This is a genomic window from Chlamydia felis Fe/C-56 (genome assembly GCF_000009945.1).
Taxonomy (GTDB): Bacteria; Chlamydiota; Chlamydiia; order Chlamydiales; family Chlamydiaceae; genus Chlamydia; species Chlamydia felis.
In genome coordinates, this window is record NC_007899.1 from 922,023 (window position 1) to 944,176 (window position 22,154).

The following is a 22,154-nucleotide window of genomic DNA, read 5'->3' on the forward strand; positions in this document are numbered from 1 at the left end:
CTTATGAAGACTTTTTGCGACCGCGTTTAGCAGGAGCCTTACTCTTAGGCGCAGGCTTTTCATCCTCGCTATCGTCATCATCCCCAAAGAAATCTCCCGTGGCTATAGAATCATAACCCAATTTCGCTGAAAGCTCTTTCAATGAAGCAAATCTTTCTGAAAGATTCGCGAGGTTTAACTGGTCTTCCACACGGCCAGCTCCACGAAGATTAGCTAAGAATTCTTCTTCAGTGTCAAATTTCTCAGAAAATGTAATCGAAGATGCCGAAGTAATTTCTGGGAGGAACAGGAAACGTCGCGCTACAGCGGGTACCTTAGTATAAATATCACTAGATATCGTAGTTTCAGATTCTACTTTTGCCGACTGTTTCGGAGGACGTCCTCGCTTAGGACGAGGATTCAATGCTTCGTTAGAATAATAAATCTTAGCTTTATTCACTAACAGCTGACGTGCTTGCGCAAGCTCTTTCGACACCTTAGTATCAAAAAGATGAATCTTAAACTGCTCTAAAATGTGCTTTGAAAAATCTAAGTCTTCTTCGAAAACAAAATGAAATTTATTATTACGCAACCACTCAATAATACGTATACGAGAACGCTCTACGTAAAACTGCTGCCACTTTTCTAATTCAGATTCATGATCATAGATAAATTCTAAAAATTGCTCCCGAGCATTTTTAGACTGTAGAATCTCAAGAAACTTTTCCTTGGTGTCAATGTCATAAATTTTTTCATTGATAAACGTTTCCATGATTTTTTTAACTTCATAGAACGTTAACTTAGGAATTAGACAATAGCGTTCTGCATTCACCTCTAATTCTTCATAAATCTTATCTAAGTCTTCTTGATCCTTATCTAAATCAATATAGAGGATAAATCCTTCAACACGGTCTAAATAAAAATCTCTCTCGTCATCAGACTTAGAGAAAGCATCCATAAGGCGCAGAGCGCGTAATAAAAGAGGATTCTGTGGTACAGGATACGTAGTCATAAATCAAGATTATAAAAGAATCAGAGTTAGAGGGCAAGAGATCTATCCTTAAGGAATAAATTCACAACATAGTATTCCGGATAGATATTTCTTTATTCAACTATTTTTGATTCCAAGCCCATTCGGATTCAATAGAAAAAATTAAAAACTTTCATCAAGGATATCTTGAGCTACTGGTCCCTCAAGATACACGCGATCACTATCTAAAGAGATTTTAATCAAAATACGATTCCATGTCCAAATATGTATTTTGGTATTGGATAAACCATAACGTTTAGCTAAAACAAGAGCTGCTGCTGTAGCTCCGGTACCACAAGCTAACGACTCTCTTTCTAATCCACGTTCGTAAGTGCGCATGTGAATTTCTCTGAAGTCCTGAGCCTGAACAAAATTCACATTCGTTCCTTGAGGCGCAAAATCCTCATGATAACGTAGAAAACTTCCCCACAGATTCACAGGTACAGAGGATAAATCCTCCACAAAAACAATCACATGAGGGACTCCTGTATCAATGCTGAACACTTCTTTAGGAAGATCAGAAAGAGTATGCGTAAGTTGATGAGAACGGTACTTCCAATTAGGAAGAGTCATATCTACAACAACACGATCCCAGGAATAAAACTTCCCAGAATATACCCCCGAATCAGTTTCTACAGAAATTTCCTCTTTTTCTAATACCGAAGATAAATAAGCTATCACACAACGAAGACCATTCCCACACATATTTGGTCGGGAGCCGTCGTCATTAAAGATAATCAGCTTGGCATCAGCTATGGATGAGGGAAGGACATGAAGAAATCCGTCTACCTGATGTTCCCTACACAGATTAGGGATCATTGTAATATCGGGGCAGGCCTCGCTAAGAATAAAGCGATTCCCTGCTCCCGAAAAGAAATAACGCTTACAGATCGTTGAACGAGAAAAGGATGCCATCGAGCAAACCAAAGTCTTTAGCTTCATCTGCAGTCATCCACATATCTCGATCGATAGCTTTTTCAATAACTTCTCTAGGTTGTCCTGTGGCTTCTACATAAACATCAACTATGCGTTTTTTTGTTTTTAAGATTTCACGAGCGTGAATGTCTAAATCTGTAGCTTGTCCTGTGATGGGACCGCCTATAGATGGCTGGTGAATCATAATACGCGAATGGGGAGTTGCAAAACGACGCCCAGGAGCTGCACACAAGCTTAATACTGATCCCATGGAAGCTGCTAATCCTGTAACTACAGTAGTCACCGGAGACGTCATCATTTTTATTTGATCCCAGACTGCAAAGCCTGCATCTACAGATCCTCCGGGACTATTAATCACGAATACTATAGGCTGACCTGGATTGGTAAGTTCTAAATACCAAAGCTTCTTAATAGCATCCGCTGCGCTCTTATCTGTTACAGGCTCAGAAAAAAATACCCGACGGGTATCTAGAATTTTTCTATCTATAACATCTTGTAACTTATTCTCTACTTCCCCATCAGGCATAGAACAATACATCTCCTAACTAAACTAAAGTTTCCAGATCGATTTCAGGATAAAGCGGGAACCGCGCCAATAAATCTGCGACTCGAGCCTTTGCTTCTTGAGCAATGTTTTCCGGAAGCTCTCCTTCACTTTTACTAAAATTATCATCAGCATTACGTCTCAAAGTAATATTTCGCAATACTTTCACAATAATATTCGCAACTTCTTCCATTTCATCGCTGCCCATACCCAAAGACGTTAAAGCAGGTGTCCCCAAACGTATTCCTGAGGTTCTCCACACGCCCTCAGAATCAGATGGTATAGTATTGCGATTCACAGCAATACCTACAGAACTTAAGATATCTTCAGCCACATTTCCAGGAATGCCTAAGGATGTCAAATCAATAATCAACATGTGGTTATCCGTTCCACCAGTCAGCAGGCGTAAACCGTGCTTCTGAAAATGTTCTGCTAACGTCCTAGCATTATCTACAACCTGATGAGCATACTTTTTGAAATCCACAGTTAAGGCTTCTTTCAACGCTATAGCTTTTGCTGCAATAACATGAGGTAGAGGTCCTCCCATCATTAAAGGACAAGCTCTATTAATCATACCTTCATATTCTTTAGTAGATAACATTAAACCTCCACGAGGTCCTCGCAGTGTTTTATGAGTTGTCGTAGTCACAATATCGGCAAAAGGAATCGGGTTTTCTTCTTCTACAAATACGCCACCAGCAACAAGGCCTGCAAAATGCGCCATATCCACCCACAAAACCGCGCCACAATCATCAGCAATTTGTTTTAGGATGGAAAAATTTAATCTTCGAGAATAAGAAGAATATCCAGCAATTAATACTGTAGGCTTATGTGTTCGTACTAAACGAGCTATCTCAGCATAATCAAAAAGCTCTGTCTTTTTACTCACTTCATAAGGCAAACAGCGCATTAATTTAGACATGACGTTTAAGCGTACATTTCCGTGTGTTAAATGCCCCCCAGAATTCAACGAAGGCCCTAGACACACATGAGAGCCTATCTCCGCTTTTAATTCTGCATATTCCTTATCCGTAAGATCATTAATCGTTTTATATCCCAAACGTTTAACTGCGGGGCCTTGGATTTTCTGAGTGATAATTGCCATGATTGCCAATAAATTAGCATCCGCACCTGAATGTGGTTGTACAAAAGCACTCTCTGCACCAAAGAGTTCTTTAGCGGTTTCTGCACATTCCCATTCGATAGCGTCCACATTCTCACAGCAAGAATAAAACCGCTTAAAAGGACTGCCTTCGCAATATTTATCCGTAAGCAAATTCCCCATGGCAAGCTGAACAGAAATAGAGGAATAATTTTCAGAAGCTATCATCTTTAAACGTGAACGCTGACTTTTTAGCTCATCAATGACGCTCTTCCCGATAGAAGGAAAGGAATGCAAAAGATGATCTAATGCAGCTAAATATGCGGTAGAAGCTAAATCCTGCCCCTTCTTCCCCGAAGCATTTTCTAAAAATTTATGCAACAATGACGCCATTGCCGAACCTCTATTAACAACTATCTACAAATGAAAAACTATAATATACAGCGAAGCTCTTCGCACCTAACCCAAGCAAGACTAAGAACTAGGGTATTTTTCCCTCAGAGAAAAAGCTAAGATCTAGAGAGACATCCTAGCTTTCGCATCGAAAAATGTCAATCGGCTCATCATGCGACCCGAACACCACTAAAAATAAGTAGACGCATGATGCTATCTCCGGATTTTTACTAAGACACATACAGGGAAACTCACTATTTTCTAGGTGCGAAACAATCTTCCACTCTTTACATTAGGCTCTTTGGATTCATTCTAGACTAAGATGATTCAATGACTGTATATCTAGGATTAAATCAACAAACGGCTAGGAAATACCGCGCTCTTTTTGCTCCGATTCTTGAAATTGTTCCCTTTGCAAGAAGTTCCCCCCAACTACGCCATGCTTATCTCTACTTAGAGAAGACTTCGCATATTTTACTTACTAGCCCCTCTTCAACCTCCCTGTTCTTCTCCAGAATGAAGAAAAAATTCTCTAGAAAAACTTTGAGAAACAAACACTATCTATGTTTAGGGAAAATCACAGCTCATCGTCTCGCACGTTGCCTGCCTAAAGCCCCCTACTCTCTAGCCGCTACTGAAACAGGAGAGGGTGTTCTCCCCATGATTTCCTCTCTACCCAAAGAAGCGCGCATCCTTTATCCGCATTCCGCTTTATCGCGCCCCATAATTAAAAATTTTTTAACACAAGAAAACCGATATTTTTTTGCTTATCCACACTACAGTATTCGAGAGCGCCGGTTAAGTCCGCAAATATTCGATCACTGTACTCGAGTAATTTTAACCAGCCCTTCAGGAGTCAGAGCTTACGCAAAACTCTTCCCTGTACTCCCGGACAGACAACATTTCTGCCAAGGCCCCATCACCCTTAAAGAATTTCAAAAAATTTATAATCATTCTGGAGATCTGCTTCCATAAGAAGAACTTCCGGAAAAGCTGATGACAAAAACAGTTTTTACGATTAAAATTCTTCTGCTCTTAAGCTTTTATTCGACAGTACTCTGTATGTCAGTTTCGGCAACAATCGCACAAAATCAAGAATATAAAGAACCTCTAAATCTTTTCCCTAAAGGGAGTGAGACTAGAAAGAGGCTTATTCACTTTATTGTACACTGCGTAATTCAAACTTTAATACTAGCGGCTCTTTTCACAGGAATCATCGCCTCGGGCTGTTGTTTACACCCCGTGTTCTTTGTATTCTTTCTTACCCTAATCCCTGTGTACCTATCCCTTAGGTATCTAGCCTCTGAAAGACTCCGGAATTTATACAGAGCTTTCGATGTTTATCCTTCTGAGGACGAAATCCATAGTATTATTTTTTCTAAGATAAAGGAATCGTAAAGAATAAAACCTTTGGTTAAAACAGTTTGGTTTTTATAAAATTAATTAATAAAACTAAACGTTATTATACTTTTTATATGCCAAGTATTAACTCAGGTAGTTCCCAAAACCAAGTCGGAAGACAAAATGTTCCAGACTTTACACCCGCACTCTCACCAAGAGAGATCTCCACTCAAAGAACGAACAAGGTATTGAAGATTACTTCTTTATCTATTCTCGGCGCATTAGCCGTGGGAACTGCTGTAGCCGGTATTACCCTAGCTATTGTATTGGGATCCCCAGCGCTCGCTGCTCTAGCTGTAGCCTCCGTACTATTTGCTGGAATAGCGGTTCTTGTTCACAAACACCTAACACAAAAAGCTGACGGAAACTGGTCTCAAGCCTTGGACATTAACTTCAGAGAGCTGCCTCCTCAATTCATAAACGCAAATTTCGTCGTTACTCCCGGAGCTACTTTCTCCTTCTATCAAAATAAGAAAAATCCCCAAGTTAAACTAGGCATACAAGAAGACTCTCTCTCTGGATTTTCTTTAAAATTCCTTGCTCTTCCCAGATCAAACACAGCAAGAACGGTGACAGGCCAAAAAGGAATCGCGTTCAACATTCTACTTCCTAGCCCACAGACTTCGATTTCACTAAATACGAATCAAGCTCACGCCTTTTTCTCTACTCTTACAAAGCATAATCAGCACCATCTATGGTCGGCCTCTCAATATCAAGGACAAACATCCATTAGACAGCCGTTTGCCCCAACAGAAGTCCGTTCCACAAAGTTAGATATAAAAAATAAAACCTCTATACCGCTTTCTGAAAAAGAAACCTACCCCGCATTCATAGGACACGCACGCGGACTTAAACTCGAAGAGTTCTCCGGAGAGAATGAACAGGTCATGAATAATTACTATAACCGTGCGCTTTTTACCTATGAGAACTGTTTAAAGGAAGCCATTGAAAAAGGCTGCTCTGTAGTCTCTGTTCCCCTATTCTCTTCTGTCTGCGAACTACATTTAAAAGACAAGCGCCCTAAACAAAATCATAATTACGAATGGCTTTTGGGATGCAACCATCTATGTAAAAAAGCTTTAATTGAAGCTGTGAATAATATAGCGCTTTCCAACCCCAACTCTTTAAAACTCCTTGTCCTCCTACAAGATCCGTTTGCTTCTCAACCCTAATTGCGTACTCAAGGAGAGCATTTGATAAAAATGCCCTCCTCGCGTTTTCAAATAAAAAATTCTCTAAAAAGAACCTTTTATTTTTTTCCTCACGCCATTACCCTATTTTTAGGTTTATAGGAGAAAAGCAATCCTATGAATTGCGTATTTAGGAAAGAACATTGAGGGAAAGCTTAAGAAGTTTCTTTAGGTTTGGCGGGCTGCCTTGCGGTCACATTGGGGAGCAAATTCTAATTATCTTTTAAACTCGTTCTCGAGTTGAATTTGGCAAAAATTAATTCGCTCACGAGTTAGGGTGATTAAACTTTTTGCTTTTCTTAAGTCGTTGTCTTTTAGGAATTTCTTTTGTTGAAAAAAACGTTCTTTACTTCTTGCTAAAAAAGCAGTAAACTTGCTTTCTTCTTCAGATGTATTCATTCCTAAATTTCATGATTTCGCATCCGTATTTAGGAACCACTAAGCCAAGCAAGGAATAGTTTTCATGCATGAAGCCCTCCAGAGCATTTTAGCCATTCAAGAGCTCGATATTAAAATGATTCGCTTGATGCGCGTCAAGAAAGAGCATCAGAAAGAGCTCGCTAAGGTCCAATCTCTTAAATCTGACATTCGTCGCAAAGTTCAGGAGAAAGAGTTGGAGATGGAAAACCTAAAGAATCAGATTAAAGAAGGCGAGAATCGGATTCAAGAGATTTCTGATCAAATTAACAAATTAGAAGGTCAACAAGCGGCTGTGAAAAAAATGGATGAGTTTAACGCTCTCACCCAAGAAATGACAGCTGCGAATAAAGAGCGCCGCGCGTTAGAACACCAACTGAGTGATCTCATGGACAAGCAGGCGGGAAGTGAAGATCTGATTGTTTCTTTAAAAGAAAGCCTCACGTCTACAGAAAATAGTAGTTTCGCTATTGAAAAAGAAATCTGCGAAAGCATTAAGAAGATTAATGAAGAAGGCAGGGCCCTACTACAACAACGTAGCGAACTCAAAGAGACCACAGATCCGGAAATGTTTCTTATTTATGAACGTCTATTAAACAACAAAAAAGATCGTGTTGTTGTGCCTATAGAGAACCGTGTTTGTAGTGGCTGCCATATAGTTTTAACCCCCCAGCATGAAAATCTTGTCCGTAAGAAAGACCGCCTGATTTTCTGCGAGCATTGTTCGAGAATTTTGTATTGGCGAGAACCCGACGCTCTTGCATCAGACAGTTCTGCTGCAAAACGTCGTCGAAGACGCTCTGCTGTATAATAAGTTTTGTCGGAAGAGAAAGGCAACCGCTTCCTGTATCTCTAGTAGATATGGTAAGAGGAAAGTCTGGACTTCATAAGAAGAGATACTGGAGAAACTCCAGGGGCCGTAAGGCTACGGAAAGTGCAACAGAAAACACTCCGCTATAATATAGACAGGCTGAAAATTCCTACTTTAAGAGTAGGAGCTATTAAGGTGACTTAATAGACGTGCAAACCCTATCTGAAGCAAGAGAAAAAGTTTTTGTTTCTGCATAATGAGGAGCTCTGTTCCTCATAAACTTTTTCACAATCGCTTGAGGGATATAGTAATATATCCCCTAGATGAATGGTTGCCCTCAAGATGGTCTTTGCCATCTTGTAGACAGAATCCGGCTTACTCTCTCTTCCGATATTTTTTACTTTTAGATAAGCCCTGCTTTTGCCAGGGTATGCATCTGAAGCAATCCCACAACATACCTTTGATCCTTAGCATCTACAACAGGTAAAATAGTAATAGGACTTCCTGTTTCCATCATTTGCAAGCCGAGAATCACATCAGCATCCTCTCGAATTACTCTAGGATTTGGCGTCATTACATTTTTAAGCTGCTGAGAAAGGATCTCCCCTCCATGACGAGATAACGCCCTACGCAAATCTCCATCTGTGAATACCCCAAGAATTTCGAATTTCTCATTCACTACGCAAACACATCCGCAGCCATAAGAAGAAAAAACATCTAGAGAATCTGCTATCGTATTTTCTGGAGAACAGAAAGGGACTTCTGTTTTGGGGAACATATAGTCTCGAATTTTCCCAATAACCTTTAACCCTATTTGTCCTCCAGGATGATTCTTTCCATAATCCGCTAGGGATATTCCTCGACTACGTAATAATGTAATGGAAAGAAGATCTCCGAAAAGCAACTGGCATGTTGTTGATGTTGTAGGGACAAGATTAAAAGGATCGAGCTCTTCAATCATAGGTAAAATCACCACATGATCACAAAGAATTGCTAAACTAGAATAAGCCGCAGAGGTAATCCCAACAATAAACACTCCACGTTCTTTTAGATAGGGAATCCATTCTAAAATCTCGCGAGTTTCCCCACTTTTAGAGAAAAGACAAACAATATCTCCGTGCTGAACAAGACCGAGATCCCCATGGAGGAGATCTCCAGAAGGAAGAAAAAGAGCACGCTCACCAAAGGATTGTAAAGTAGCGACTACTTTCCTTGCGATACAACCGCTTTTGCCCACGCCGGAAAAAAATACAGAACCCTGGTGATGCAATATTTTCTCAGCTAATAGCCAAGTACCCTCGCATCGAAAAGTTTCAAAAAAGCGTTCTAAAGATTCCTTTTGCTTAGCGACAATATCTTGGCATAAATCAACAGCTGTTGCGGGAGAGCTCATCCCTTCTAATCCTTGGAAAAAATCGTAGTATGTTAGCTCATCGTAACAGACTCTAATCGATTTTTCAATGAGGTTAAAAATTCACTACCGTAAATGCCGTCAAGAACTCTATGGTCAAACGTTAGGGTGACGTAGACCATTTTTCGGATAACCAAAGAGTCGTCATCACGAACAATAACACGTTTTTGTATTGTTCCTATTCCTAAAATAGCCACTTCAGGATAACGAATTATTGGCATGCCTATTAAAGCTCCAGTCATACCGAAATTGGTAACTGTGACACTACCATCTTGAGTTTCTGAGGGGTCCAGCTTATTTGCTCTCGCTCTTACAGATAAATCTGCAAGACTTTTTGCAATGCTGACCAAACCGCGATCCTGACAATTACGAATAACAGGAACAACAACGCCCTCTTTATTCAAATTAACAGCAACCCCCACATTGATGGATTTCTTCACAACGATAGTATCCCCGTCTAAAGATCCATTTAATAACGGGAACTGTTCCAAGGCTTTCGCCAAACATTGGATAATGAAACTCGTTATTGTCAGTTTCACACCGTGTGTTGCAAAAAATCTATCCTTCTCTTCGGAAATTAAATTCATTAAATCTGTGACATCAATATCCACAATAAGAGAAGCGTGAGGAACCTCATCTGAAGATTTAGACAAGGAAGAGGCTATCGCTCTACGCAGTGGAGACATAGGAATGCGATTTTCATTAGCATTCGAAATATTTGGACACGCGGGCTGACGTAATTCAGAAATGTAATTTTCTAAGTCTTTACGGGTTACACGCCCTTCACTTCCTGTTCCAGAAATTTGTTGTAGCTGCTGAATACTGACACCCTCTCGATGTGCCAAGCTAAGAACCGCTGGAGAAAACCACGTTGAATGATTTCCAGAGTCGTGAGAACAAGAAGATTCGGAAGAGGATTCCTGTGCAACCACCTCTTCCTGAGCTCCTGATCCGGTATCAATTATGGCTAAAACCTCTCCTGAGGCAACCTCATCACCTTCATTTACAAGACAACGCATTAATTTCCCAGCTTTAGGAGATGCTAACTCGGTAGCAATTTTATCCGTAGACACTTCAATTATTGGTTCGTCTTTTGCAACATACTCATCTACCTGCTTGAGCCAACGAACTACAAATCCTCCTGAAGCTGTCTCTCCTATTTTCGGAAATCGAAATTCAAACATGCGTTAATCTCCCTTATCCTGTTTCAACACTCTCATCTTTTAAAGCTACTATGGTCTCTTCTGGTGTGGATATCTCACCCTCTCCAGTAGCTACATAAACAGCGACTACAGCATCTCCAAGGATATTCATAGGGGTTCCAATAATGTCTCGTAACCTATCGATTCCCGCCAACACAGCAATTCCTTGAATCGGCAAACCAACAGAGGCTAGAACAGATCCTAGGGTGATCATTCCCCCGCCAGGAACTCCGGCGCTTCCTACTGCAGAAAAAGTTGCTGCCACAACGATTAACAACAAACTACTGAAAGACAAAGAACAATTATAGGCCTGTGCAATAAACACAGCCGCCATTCCTTGAAATATCGCCGTACCATTCATATTGACAGTAGCACCTAAAGGCAAAACAAAACCAGAAACTTCCGAAGAAACCCCAAGATTTTTAGACACACAACGCATGGTTACTGGCAACGTTGCTGAACTGCTTGAGGTGGATATCGCACAAGATATTGCATCCATCATAGCAGAAAGAAATTTCGAGAAGGACATCTTACATCCTGCGCGGATAATACCGCCGAAAACAATAACAGCATGAAATAGGCACGCAAGATAGTATGCAAGAACGAATTTCCCTAATTGCCAAAGAATAACCAAGCCGTGACTTCCGGAAATCCATGCCATACTTGCCCCCACACCATAGGGAGCAAAAGCCATGATCATATTGATCATGCGTAGCATGATCTCAGAAAAGCCTTCAATAAACTTAGCCACAGGGCGTCCCTGTTCTCCAGAAAGACGCATAGCTATTCCTAAGAAAATAGCAAAAACTATGATTTGTAAAATGTTTCCTTCAACAAATGAACGCACGGGGTTTGAGGGAAAAATTTGAGAAATCAAAGACAAGAAATAACCGCTATTTTTTTCAGGAGCGATGCTATGCGTTTCAACTACGCTTTGTGATAAATCACACCCTTCTCCAGGGCTAAAAAACTGAGCAAAGCATAGGCCAATAACAATGGCGACACACGTCGTTCCTAAATATAGGGCAACACTTTTCATGCCTATACGCCCTAATTTTCTCATATCACTAATAGAAGCGATGCCCAGAACCATGGAACAAAATACCAAGGGGTAAACAACCATGCTCAATAGGTTTAAAAAAATATCTCCTATCGGTTTAAAAAAGATTGCTTTATCTCCTAAAATTAAACCTAGGGTAACCCCAACAAATAATCCTATAAAGATTTTCATCCATAGTTTCATTAGTTACCTCTTACCATTATGTATTTGATCTATTCTATCCAGCAAAGAAGCGGTAGAACCTTCAAGATCTATAAAATCAAAATGCATTTGCACCATACCAATCGGTAGCATCCCCGGCTCATGAATCAAGTTGCCGAGATTCATGCTATCCTTTTCTGTGCACAATATCCCCTGCCCCTGACGCATAGCTATCTTTGAACAGAAGTAGTGCAGCTCTTTTTTCGTTATTCCCGCGTGATCAGGTAACAAATATGTTCCTAATATTTTCACTCCGGCACGTTTTAACATATCAAGAAATCCCTGTGGAAATCCCAGACCACAGAAAACTCCGGCGGCTAACCCTGAAAGGCTATCCAGAGAAAGTTGCTCCCCACTCGGTGCCCAAAGTATTTGAGAAATGCGAGGCTCAACAAAAATTTTTGGCGATGTACACCAAGTATTTAAACGTTTCTGGTTCTCAACACTACAAGAACCGTTAACTATTACCGCATCGGCCTCCCCCAATCTCTGAGGAAAATCCCGAAGACGCCCGCGAGGGAAGAAAGCTTCTCCTCCCAAAGGGTCCTGACCATTAACTACGACAATTTCCATGTCTTTGTGTAGTTTTTGATTTTGGAAACCGTCATCCAAAATCAAAATGTCAAAATTTCTAGAAGCTTCCTTAGCAGCAACCCTACGATCCTTATGCACAAAAACAGATCCCTTGGAGAGCTTCTTTGCCATAAGCAAAGGTTCATCTCCAACATAAGCTGCGTCATGCGTCTCTGGGTTCACTATAGTGAGCTTTCCCTGACGGCTGCATTTTCCCTTATAGCCACGAGAAAGAACAGCACAGGAATATCCTCGTGCCTTTAGAGCTTCAGCCAACCACAATACTGTGGGTGTTTTCCCCGCTCCCCCAAGAACAATATTTCCCACACTGATTACAGTAGAAGAGGAACGGTAGGGTGCTGAAAAAAGTAGCTTTCGTCGAAAGCTTGCGGTACGGGCAAATATCCAAGAAAGGACGCGACCCAAATACCCCCAACCTAGGATTTTCCCAAAACTAATAGCTACGGTTAGGCGGCGATACAAAATAAAAAAAGGCGAAGGAAGGCGTGTTTTCATCAATTTTCGTTGTAACTCACTGATCATCCATTCAGAAAATTGTGATTTTTTTAAAAATCACGATCTTAACCGCACCCTGGAAACGCCAAGCATCTCATAAAAAACATTAAAAATCAAGTTTACACAAGAAAGTCAAAAAAAGCTTATATAATAACTATTATAGTCTTTTTTTAATTAACTCCTTTTTGCGAGATAAATAATGTAAATTATTTTTAGATATTCTAAAAACACGCGGTCCACATTTGACGCCAAACTAGGAAACCCAACGCTGTCGAATTACTTCGTAAGCAACTGCGGATACGGCTGTAGATAAGTTTAAGGAATCTGCTTGACCCAGCATGGGTAAAGATATTTTAGAAAAATCCCCATTCAGCCAAGATGAGGTTAGCCCATCTTTTTCAGAGCCAAATACTAAGGCGAGTGGCTGATTATAATTTTCACAAAAATATAGAGAACTCGCTCTAGGAGTCGTTACAAAAACTTGCCATTTTTCCTCAGAAAGAGTTTGCAACACCTCTTCTAAGGTTGCAGACCAGATAGGAAGAGTGAATACCGTCCCTAACGAAGATCGAATTACATTGGGATTATACAAATCAACAATAGGATCGCATAAAACCACCCCATCGGCTCCCACGCCATCAGCAATTCTAAGTAAAGCGCCGACATTCCCAGGTTTTTCCACCTGCTCTATGATTAAATAAAATGGTAAGGGATTCTTTTTCTGGTTTAAAAATTCCTTTCGGGACCACCAACGTTTTTTCATCACCGCAATGAAATTATCATGATGCTCTTTATAAGAAAGTCTGGAAAGAGTTTCTTCTGAACAATATACTTTTTCCAGAGGCATTTTTTGAATGCGATTAAAAAAAGATCGTTCCTTTTCTGTAACATTAGTTCCATAAAAAATTCTTTCACATTCATATCCTGAAGATAGAGCTTTTTGAATTTCTCGAAATCCTTCCAAGAGGAACAATGGGCCTTTGCGAGAACGGTTAAGCTTTAAAGCCACCGCTTCTTTTACCTTGGGGTTATTTTTTCCTATAAACTCCATTTAGCAAATACTCCTGAAGGTAAAGCTTGATCTCCGGAACCGCAAAAACTTTCTCCAGAACTCCAAAACCGTTTATCTAAAGGTAAAGCTCTCATAGCTAAACTCTGTAAAAAGGCTGGTGTGTGTCCTGGGGTATGCGATGTGATCAGAATATACGAAGAAGAATCTGATAGTAGTTTAGAACACAAGTGAAGTAGCGAGAAGAAATCCTTATCTATTTTAAAAACCTCCCCATTAGGCCCACGACCATAGGTTGGAGGATCAAGGAGAATTACCTCGTATTTTTTCCCTCTCCGGATTTCTTTTTGCAAAAAAGAAAAGACATCTTCAATAACCCAGAAAATCTTTTTTTCAGACAAGACGTTGTTCTCAACATTCTTTTGTGCCCATTTCACTGCAGATTTTGAAGCATCGACGTGGCATACCTTTGCCCCACATTGTGCTGCAAAAATAGATGTAGAACCCGTATAAGCAAACAAATTTAAGACCCGACATTCTGCATGCCGTTCTATACTCTGCTTCAATTCTGGCCAAAACCCGCTATGCTCAGGGAAAATGCCTACATGTCCAAAAGGAGTGAGCTTTAGGGTGCAGTCAACTGTATCCAGGAGAATTCGCCACTCTTTGGGAACAGAAGATCTACAGTACCACTGTCCTTCCTCTCCGGACCTTTGATATTCAGCGCACGCCTTTTTCCATAGAGATGGCGAACTCTTCGGCCAAATAGCCGTGCAAGAAGGTCGAATAAGGGTTACTGGGCCAAAGCTTTCTAACTTTTTCCCATCACCACTATCCAATAATTTATAGTCCATATTATTTGTTTTGTTGTGGAGGATATAAACGTCTTAAAGTATCCACTTGTGTTTTTGTTGCCATGTCGGGCTCAATATTCACTTTTGCCCCTTCCCGTTTATATCCTAAAGTCGTTCGAGATAACGTCTCTGGAATTAAGCCTACTGAAAACACATCTTCCTCGACAGTGACAACCGTCAGACTAATTCCATCTACTGCAATAAATCCCTTCTCAAAAAGGTATATAGATAAGGAACTTGGCACACGAAAATAATACCGATTTTTCTCTATACGCACAATCTCTCCGACACCACAAACATGACCGGAGACCATATGGCCACCAATTTCATCGGAGGCTTTTAAAGAACGTTCAATATTTACACGATCGCCAACAATCCGTTCTCCTATTGTAGTACAAACAAGAGTTTCTGGAATAATGTCAAAAAACATTAAGCCCTCTTCCTCAAGTTTAACTAAGGTAAGACAAATACCATCGATAGCTACACTACAGCCGCTTTCCAATGTAGAAACACATGTGGAAGAGCACTTCACACCTATAGTTAAACCCTCATCTCTCGGTTGAATACTAAATATTTCACCGAGCTCCTGAACTATTCCAGAAAACATTTTAAATCCTAAGCATCTAGCATTTACAATAAAACACTCTTACGGTAAGGTGTTACTTTTTTCGTCAAAAAAGAGAAAACTTATCACGCAATCTGTTCCTGTCGCAAGCCCTATTTTCACAGATTGGAAAAAAAAATTTGCAACTTTAGTCGCATAGATTTATCCTGCGTTAAAATTATTACTTTCTTAGACTACCTTAACCTTAGGAGGTAGCTCACGTGCAGTGTCCTTTTTGCAATCATGGGGAACTAAAGGTTATAGATTCGAGAAATGCGCCAGAAGCAAATGCGATTAAACGCCGAAGAGAGTGTTTAAATTGCGGACAAAGGTTCACCACGTTTGAAACTGTTGAGCTAACTCTGCAAGTATTAAAGCGGGATGGTCGTTACGAAAACTTCCAAGAATCTAAGCTAATTAACGGATTGAATGCCGCTTCCAGTCACACACGTATAGGACAAGATCAAGTGCACGCGATAGCGTCTAACGTGAAATCAGAACTCCTTGGCAAACAAAATAGGGAAATCTCTACCAAAGAAATTGGCGAACTAGTAATGAAATATCTAAAAAAGGCAGACATGATTGCCTACATTAGATTTGCCTGCGTCTATAGAAGATTTAAAGATGTTGGCGAGTTAATGGAGGTTCTGCTATCTGCAACTCCGGATATGGAAAAATAGTGTATATTTTAAGGTTAAGGAGAAAACTATGCCGTTGTCTGAGGAAGAAATAGCCAATTTTAAACACAGACTTCTAGAAATGAAACATAAGTTGTCCCATACTCTGGAAGGCAATGCTCAAGAAGTCAAAAAACCTAACGAAGCCACTGGATATTCTCAGCATCAAGCTGATCAAGGTACAGACACTTTTGATAGAACAATCAGCTTAGAAGTGACAACAAAAGAATATGAGCTATTAAGACAAATTAATCGAGCTCTAGAAAAAATTGAAGAGTCTTCCTACGGCATCTGTGATGTAAGTGGAGAAGAAATCCCTCTAGCTCGTTTGATGGCGATCCCTTACGCCACGATGACGGTCAAAGCTCAATCGCAATTTGAGAAAGGGCTACTTTACGGAAACTAATCCCAATGTCCAACCGCTCCCGATCTACCCTCCTTACTATTTCCTTTTTCGTCCTTATTGATTGGGTGACCAAATTAGCCGTTTTGCTGTACCGTGGAAATCTGCCGAATGCTAACCCCATACTATACCAATATAGTTGGGGGAAGCTATTTTTCTGCATTTGCCCCACTTTTAATGAAGGCGCTGCTTTTGGATTATTTTCAAAATATAAATATTTCTTACTTCTTATACGTATAGTAATTATTTTAGGCATTCTTGCTTTCCTTTTCTTAAGAAAGAAAAAAACCTCTGCAACTACCCGTTTCTCGCTGATTCTCCTGTGTTCTGGAGCCATAGGCAACGTTGGAGATATTTTTTTCTACAATCATGTTATAGATTTTATTTCTATTGGTTATAATCGTTGGTCTTTCCCCACTTTTAATTTCGCCGATATTTTTATCTCCTTAGGAACTTTAATCTTCGTATATAAGCTTTATTTTCCTACTAAACAAAAGATAAAATAGGGATAATAAATACCCTATCTTTCTGAAGAATAACTGTTTTTACCCCAATAAAAAAAGTTTTACCATGAACGCAATCCTATCTTTGCTAGCAGCCTTTGACGACTTCTTTTGGTCCTACGTGGCTTTTTTCATGATCATAGTTCTAGGGCTAAGTTTCTCATGGAAATCGAGATTTTCCCAATTCACCAAGTTCCCACAATTTTGCAGACTTTTTTATCAGTACTCTAAGGAATCTTCCAATAGGACAGGTAAAGAAGGTGAAAGAGGGGTTCATCCGTTAAAAGTATTTTTTGCCTCTGCAAGTGGAAATATCGGTATTGGTAATGTTGTCGGGATTGTTACTGCGGCGTGTATTGGTGGTCCCGGAGCCCTCTTTTGGGTTTGGATTGCAGGAATTTTCGGCTCCATAGTTAAGTACGCTGAGGTTTACTTAGGGATTAAATTCCGCAAAGTGGATAACGACGGTGTTTATCAAGGTGGACCTATGTACTTCCTGAATAAGGCATACGGTACAAAACTCGTCCCTATTATTGTTGCTGTTTTGCTCTGTATTTATGGTGTGGAGATCTATCAGTTTTCTGTTATTGCTGACACGATTTCACACTGCTGGAGTATCCCAAAACTGTTCACAATTTTTGGTCTACTCTTTCTCATTCTCTATGCAGTTCGTGGAGGATTACAGAGAATTGGAAAAATCTGTGCTTTTGTACTCCCATTTTTCCTCACTATATACTGCGCACTATCTCTATACATACTTATAAGAGAGTTCCACCAGATTCCAGCCTTATTTTCTTCTGTATTTTCATCAGCCTTTACAGGGCATGGAGCTATCGGAGGATTTGCGGGGTGCACTTTAGCCACGACAATTCACCAAGGGATTTCTCGAGCTGCTTATTCTGGAGACATTGGCATTGGATTTGACTCTATTATTCAAAGTGAGAGTTCTGCTAAGAAACCAGAAACTCAAGCACAGTTAAGCATCATAGGCCTCGCCATAGACAACCTTATCTGCACGCTAAGCCTACTTACGGTTCTCGCTTCAGGATCCTGGTCTCTGGGACTTGACAACGCCTCCCAAGCTGTGGAACACGCTTTAGCAACTTACTTCCCGTTTGTGAAAATCTTACTCCCCACTTTCTTCTTTGTCACAGGTTATACGACTATCATTTCGTATTTCCTCGTTGGGAAAAAGTGTGCAAAGTTTCTTTACGGGAATACCGGGTCGAAAATCTATACTGTCTACGGAGCCACCATGCTACCCGCGTTTTGTTTCCTATCGCAAAACACTGCTTTGTTGATTATGTCCGTATCTGGAGCTCTTCTCTTATGCTTCAATCTATTCGGGGTCTTTCTCATGAGAAAGGAGATAGAATTCCCCAAATCTGACAAAGTTATAGAGATTCCCTCTGTGGCAGAATAAAAATTTTGGGGGCTTTTCCCTAATCCTATTGCATTCATTATCAGCTACATATCCCCAACGCCTGTTGGGGATTTTATTTTCTATATCCCTAACCTGCTTATTAAAAAGTAATTTCTTTAATTTTTTTAAAAATAAACCGAAAATAAAAAGTGAAAATAAATAATAAAAATAAAAATTGTTTGTTCACTTTATATGAATATTTACCTCACGGGAGCGATAATCGTCTGTTGTGTCTTGTTATCAACGTGCATGGTAACGATGTTCATTTTAACCATCAGTTTGTTATACAGGCTCAATAAGATAGTTAAAAACATCAGAAGGATTACAACAATTTTAAATTTTGAAGCCAAAATCTTAGCTCCTTTATTCCTGGGGAAAAAGCTGATTTTCAGCTGGTTACGCAAGAAAAACAAGCAATTTCCCAAGGAGATCGAAGACCTTCTTTGTGAAGGAAGTAAGAGCAATTGGATGGGGAAGATCTGCCGGGGAGCGAAGTGGGCAGCTGCAGCTTTGCTTGTGTGGTGTGTGTTACGCAAGAAGGATTAATCTATCGTAGGGGGAAAAAAAGTATGTTTAGGAATCAAAAAAACAATAAAAAAACTTGTAAGCGTTGGCGTTGGCTCAGAGGTGTATTGTTCGGGGGGTTTATCGCCACATTGCTTACGAGTCTATTCACTCCTAAAAGCGGCATTCAGTTGAGAAAGAAGATCTCAAGAGTGAAGACCTCGGGAACTAAAAAAGGAAAAACCCTATTTAAGCATTCTAAACAACATACGAAAGCTTTTGCTCAACACACAAAATCCCTAGCAAAAAATATATCCAAGGAAATCAAAGATTTCACAAAAGCCATGATTGAAGAAACCAAGGATTAATTTCCCCCCAGTTTCTTCCTTTTCCCTCTATAGCCTCTAAAGAGAAAGATATGCATTGTCTTTGGGGGCTAGATCTGTAACTAGTTAAAAAAATAGAATGGACTTTAACCATTCCGTTCTTATTAACATGCATTTAGATAAACTTTTTATTTCCATGTATTTATTTTATCCTTCTATGTAAGTTAGGTCTTTTATTCTCGACTGTGAAACGACTAGGATTCTGAAACATGAAGCAGATGTTTTTTTGGAAATTCGTAATTCTTTCTTCCCTCACACAATTAGCACGAGTTTCTTACTTATCAGGAGCAGAAATTATTCTTCCCCTATCAGGGATACACACCGGTGAAGATCCTGAGTTATTTACCATGTTAACAACATCTCCTTCAGGAACTAGCTACACCTTACGTGGTGAATTTACTCTTAAAGATTTTTCTGGTAATAGCATTCACAAATCCGGAGGAGCCTTTCGCAATTTAGAAGGGAATCTAACATTTATAGGGACTACTCCCCTAGCAACATTAAATTTCACGAATTTACAACTGGGAGCTCAAGGAGCTGGAGTTTTTTCTAAGTCGTTACTTACCTTTGAAAATCTCAAAGCCCTCAATGTAGAAAACAATCAAAGCGCTGGGGGAATTATTACCTCCAGTCAAGATATGTTTTTCACTAAAAATGTACATCTTCTCTTCCATAACAATATAAGTTGTGGCGCCGGAGGAGCTATTCTCCTTGCGGGAACACATCCAAATCGCATGGTTTTCAGAGAACAGCGTGGTATGATTTCTTTTATTAAGAATCATGCAAAAGTTGTAGAAAATATCACAAATTCTGGAAACGGTGGTGCTATCAGCAGCGAGGTTGCCGGATCTTCTATCCTCTTTGATGGAAATCAGGAAATTCTATTTCAAGAAAACCACGCACAATCTGGTGGAGGAATTCACAATGCCCAAGGCACTGTAGAATTCAGTAAGAATAGAAACACAATTACGTTTATCGAAAATAAAGCCTCAGAATCCGGAGGTGCTATTTACGCAAGTCTCTGCAATATAAATAAACAAGCAGCTCCTGTGGTCTTCTATAAAAATAGTGCTCGTCATCTCGGTGGTGCTGTGTACTCTCAGCAGATGATCTTAAAAAATAATGACGAATCTATTCTCTTTAGCCAAAACTTTGCAGAAGGCGGCGGTGCTATAGCTTCCACAAGTTGCAACCTTACTGCCTCCCATCCGATTACATTTTCTGAAAACACCTCGGGAAATTTAGGAGGTGGGGCTATTTACTTAAGTGGTCCAAAACCCAAACTATACCTACACGCACAGAATGCTGACATTGTATTTGTTGGGAACCTTGCCCATATCGTTACGAAGCACGTTTCAACTACAAATAATAATGCGATTACCATTAAAGGTGCTCCCGAACTCATTCGGCTTATAGCCAATGAAAACCATTCGATTATTTTTTATGACCCCGTTCTTGCAACGGCACAAAGTACCAACCCCATAAACATCAACTCTATTGATAATATTTTTCATTGTGGGTCGGTTATCTTCTCCGGAGAAAAAATTGAGATAAATCGCCAAGATAAAAGCAATATGACTTCTATCTGTAACCAACCCGTGTATCTAAACAACGGGACTCTTTCCATTACAAGTGGAGCCATTCTTGCCGTCCAAGAATTCCAACAATTAGGTGGTGTATTAAATCTTAGCCCAGGGTCTATGTTAACAAGTTATAACAGCACCGGCCAAGATATGATCATTTCTAATCTCAGCTTTGGTTTAGATGCCGCCCGCTCCCATCTACCTGCCGAGATATGTGCAACAGGGAATTCAGAAATCAAGTTATCAGGATCCCCGCAAATTCATGATCCCGATAACATATTCTATGATAATCATAATTTGGCATCCCAGCCCTATCGGATGGAAATCATTTTCAAGTCTGATAAAAATATTAACACTGAAGAATTTGTTCCTGAAGAGATTGCTGTACACCAAAATACCCACGGCTATCAAGGCGTGTGGAAATTTCACTGGTCTGGGGAAGAATCAAAAAAGCGTAAAGTATTAAGAGCTTTATGGATTCCTACGGGAACATTCATTTTAAATCCTGAGAAAGAAGGTCACTTAGTTCCATCTTCTGTCTGGACAACGTTTGCGGGAATGCGCTCTTCCAATGACGCTATTCTTGATAACTACTTAAATAACAACACACTGCTTCCTATAAAGCACATGTGTATTTTTGGTGGTGTCGTTTCTAGCGTTATGGAACAAACATCCGATAACCCCAACAATTTTTCTTCCACACAGGCGGGTCATAATCTTGGGATGAAACTTCCCCTCTCATCGAACACTGTTGTTTGTGCTACATTCACTCAACTTCATGGATCTAGCTCTCAGGATAATATTCCAGGGAAAAGCCATTCTCATATGCTGTTAGGAACCGTAGCTGCTTTTAAAAACTGGAGAGCTTTATCCCTTAGATCTTCTATAAGTTATGCTGAAGAATCTCATGTGATGAAACATCAGTTTTCTAAGAAGGACATCACTCGAGGATCTTGGAAAAACCAAGGATTCCGAAGTACTGTGGGATTATCGTATGCTTACCCCAAGGGAATTCGCTGTCTTAAAATTACTCCTTTTGTAGATCTTGAATATACCGTAGTTAACCAAAATCCTTTCATAGAAACAGGATATGATCCTCGGTATTTTGCTTCTTCGCGTTTAAGTAATCTCGCTCTTCCTACAGGAGTCTCCCTAGAACTGCGCTGCTTCGGAGCCAAATACTCCCTCTTCACGCAATTTAGCATGGCCTATATCAAGGACCTCCACAGGGAGAATCCTGAAACCACAGCTTCATTAATCCTAAATCAACATTCTTGGAAAGTTGCGGGAGTCTTTATGGGACAAGAAGCTATGAACTTAAAGTTCCGAGCAACTCTTAAATACAGATTAGCCACCGCCTATCTAGGAATCTCAACAATACAACGCGAAGGCAACAATCTTTCCGGAGATGCTTTTGGTGGTTTATCTCTGAGTTTCTAGCT

The 22,154-nt window shown here is 40.1% G+C and carries 21 protein-coding genes and 1 other RNA gene; 11 read left to right on the forward strand and 11 right to left on the reverse strand.

Features of this window, described 5'->3' with window-relative positions; all coding sequences use genetic code 11:
- Position 1: 1 nt before the first annotated feature.
- The 4 genes from CF_RS03895 to CF_RS03910 form a co-directional block, all read right to left on the reverse strand.
- The gene (locus CF_RS03895) at positions 2 to 991 is read right to left on the reverse strand and encodes a UPF0158 family protein (RefSeq protein WP_011458329.1); all 990 of its coding nucleotides are present in this window, start codon (positions 989 to 991) and stop codon (positions 2 to 4) included.
- Positions 992 to 1,132: 141 nt separating this feature from the next.
- The gene (gene dapF / locus CF_RS03900) at positions 1,133 to 1,924 is read right to left on the reverse strand and encodes a bifunctional diaminopimelate epimerase/glutamate racemase (RefSeq protein WP_041468008.1); all 792 of its coding nucleotides are present in this window, start codon (positions 1,922 to 1,924) and stop codon (positions 1,133 to 1,135) included.
- Positions 1,893 to 2,471: an ATP-dependent Clp protease proteolytic subunit gene (locus CF_RS03905; protein ID WP_041468010.1), complete on the reverse strand. Its 579-nt coding sequence runs from the start codon at positions 2,469 to 2,471 to the stop codon at positions 1,893 to 1,895. The genes dapF and CF_RS03905 overlap by 32 nt, the downstream gene beginning before the upstream one ends.
- 19 nt (positions 2,472 to 2,490) lie before the next feature.
- The gene (locus CF_RS03910) at positions 2,491 to 3,984 is read right to left on the reverse strand and encodes a glycine hydroxymethyltransferase (RefSeq protein WP_011458332.1); all 1,494 of its coding nucleotides are present in this window, start codon (positions 3,982 to 3,984) and stop codon (positions 2,491 to 2,493) included.
- Positions 3,985 to 4,314: 330 nt separating this feature from the next.
- Between CF_RS03910 and CF_RS03915 the strand changes: the two genes are divergently transcribed.
- From CF_RS03915 to rnpB, 4 genes are all read left to right on the forward strand, one after another.
- Positions 4,315 to 4,959, forward strand: coding sequence for a uroporphyrinogen-III synthase (locus tag CF_RS03915; RefSeq protein ID WP_011458333.1), 645 nt, complete (start codon positions 4,315 to 4,317; stop codon positions 4,957 to 4,959).
- Between the two features lie 500 nt (positions 4,960 to 5,459).
- On the forward strand, positions 5,460 to 6,557 hold the full coding sequence (locus tag CF_RS03925; protein WP_011458335.1) for a membrane protein: 1,098 nt from the start codon (positions 5,460 to 5,462) through the stop codon (positions 6,555 to 6,557).
- 481 nt (positions 6,558 to 7,038) lie between these two features.
- A complete protein-coding gene (gene cdsZ, locus CF_RS03935; RefSeq protein ID WP_011458337.1) occupies positions 7,039 to 7,803 on the forward strand; it encodes a zinc ribbon domain regulatory protein CdsZ in 765 nt (254 codons plus the stop codon).
- 10 nt (positions 7,804 to 7,813) lie between these two features.
- An RNA gene (gene rnpB, locus CF_RS05145) (RNase P RNA component class A) lies at positions 7,814 to 8,197 on the forward strand.
- 9 nt (positions 8,198 to 8,206) lie between these two features.
- On the opposite strand, the gene CF_RS03940 is transcribed toward rnpB, so the two are convergent.
- The 7 genes from CF_RS03940 to CF_RS03970 form a co-directional block, all read right to left on the reverse strand.
- Positions 8,207 to 9,196 (reverse strand): KpsF/GutQ family sugar-phosphate isomerase, encoded by a 990-nt coding sequence (locus CF_RS03940; RefSeq protein WP_011458338.1) that lies wholly within the window; start codon positions 9,194 to 9,196, stop codon positions 8,207 to 8,209.
- 32 nt (positions 9,197 to 9,228) lie between these two features.
- A complete protein-coding gene (locus tag CF_RS03945; RefSeq protein ID WP_011458339.1) occupies positions 9,229 to 10,398 on the reverse strand; it encodes a dihydrolipoamide acetyltransferase family protein in 1,170 nt (389 codons plus the stop codon).
- A 13-nt stretch (positions 10,399 to 10,411) separates the two neighbouring features.
- The gene (locus CF_RS03950) at positions 10,412 to 11,659 is read right to left on the reverse strand and encodes a dicarboxylate/amino acid:cation symporter (protein WP_011458340.1); all 1,248 of its coding nucleotides are present in this window, start codon (positions 11,657 to 11,659) and stop codon (positions 10,412 to 10,414) included.
- A 3-nt stretch (positions 11,660 to 11,662) separates the two neighbouring features.
- Positions 11,663 to 12,766 (reverse strand): tetraacyldisaccharide 4'-kinase, encoded by a 1,104-nt coding sequence (gene lpxK, locus CF_RS03955; RefSeq protein WP_041468013.1) that lies wholly within the window; start codon positions 12,764 to 12,766, stop codon positions 11,663 to 11,665.
- Positions 12,767 to 13,019: 253 nt separating this feature from the next.
- Positions 13,020 to 13,817, reverse strand: a complete 798-nt coding sequence (locus tag CF_RS03960) for an RNA methyltransferase (RefSeq protein ID WP_011458342.1) — start codon at positions 13,815 to 13,817, stop codon at positions 13,020 to 13,022.
- The gene (locus CF_RS03965; protein WP_011458343.1) at positions 13,805 to 14,629 is read right to left on the reverse strand and encodes a class I SAM-dependent methyltransferase; all 825 of its coding nucleotides are present in this window, start codon (positions 14,627 to 14,629) and stop codon (positions 13,805 to 13,807) included. The genes CF_RS03960 and CF_RS03965 overlap by 13 nt, the downstream gene beginning before the upstream one ends.
- A gap of 1 nt (position 14,630) precedes the next feature.
- Positions 14,631 to 15,236, reverse strand: coding sequence for a riboflavin synthase (locus tag CF_RS03970; RefSeq protein ID WP_011458344.1), 606 nt, complete (start codon positions 15,234 to 15,236; stop codon positions 14,631 to 14,633).
- A gap of 218 nt (positions 15,237 to 15,454) precedes the next feature.
- On the opposite strand from CF_RS03970, the gene nrdR reads away from it, so the two are divergent.
- The 7 genes from nrdR (at position 15,455) to CF_RS04005 (ending at position 22,152) form a co-directional block, all read left to right on the forward strand.
- Complete coding sequence (gene nrdR / locus CF_RS03975) at positions 15,455 to 15,913, forward strand: transcriptional regulator NrdR (RefSeq protein ID WP_006342890.1); 459 nt, start codon at positions 15,455 to 15,457, stop codon at positions 15,911 to 15,913.
- A gap of 28 nt (positions 15,914 to 15,941) precedes the next feature.
- Positions 15,942 to 16,316 carry a TraR/DksA family transcriptional regulator gene (locus tag CF_RS03980; RefSeq protein WP_011458345.1) on the forward strand — a complete coding sequence of 125 codons (375 nt, stop codon included), beginning with the start codon at positions 15,942 to 15,944 and terminating at the stop codon, positions 16,314 to 16,316.
- Between the two features lie 5 nt (positions 16,317 to 16,321).
- Positions 16,322 to 16,819 (forward strand): signal peptidase II, encoded by a 498-nt coding sequence (lspA, locus tag CF_RS03985; protein WP_011458346.1) that lies wholly within the window; start codon positions 16,322 to 16,324, stop codon positions 16,817 to 16,819.
- 64 nt (positions 16,820 to 16,883) lie between these two features.
- Positions 16,884 to 18,239, forward strand: a complete 1,356-nt coding sequence (locus tag CF_RS03990; RefSeq protein WP_011458347.1) for an amino acid carrier protein — start codon at positions 16,884 to 16,886, stop codon at positions 18,237 to 18,239.
- Positions 18,240 to 18,431: 192 nt separating this feature from the next.
- Positions 18,432 to 18,785 carry a hypothetical protein gene (locus tag CF_RS03995; RefSeq protein ID WP_011458348.1) on the forward strand — a complete coding sequence of 118 codons (354 nt, stop codon included), beginning with the start codon at positions 18,432 to 18,434 and terminating at the stop codon, positions 18,783 to 18,785.
- 23 nt (positions 18,786 to 18,808) lie between these two features.
- On the forward strand, positions 18,809 to 19,111 hold the full coding sequence (locus CF_RS04000) for a YtxH domain-containing protein (RefSeq protein WP_011458349.1): 303 nt from the start codon (positions 18,809 to 18,811) through the stop codon (positions 19,109 to 19,111).
- 227 nt (positions 19,112 to 19,338) lie between these two features.
- On the forward strand, positions 19,339 to 22,152 hold the full coding sequence (locus tag CF_RS04005) for a polymorphic outer membrane protein middle domain-containing protein (protein ID WP_011458350.1): 2,814 nt from the start codon (positions 19,339 to 19,341) through the stop codon (positions 22,150 to 22,152).
- Positions 22,153 to 22,154: the final 2 nt, after the last annotated feature.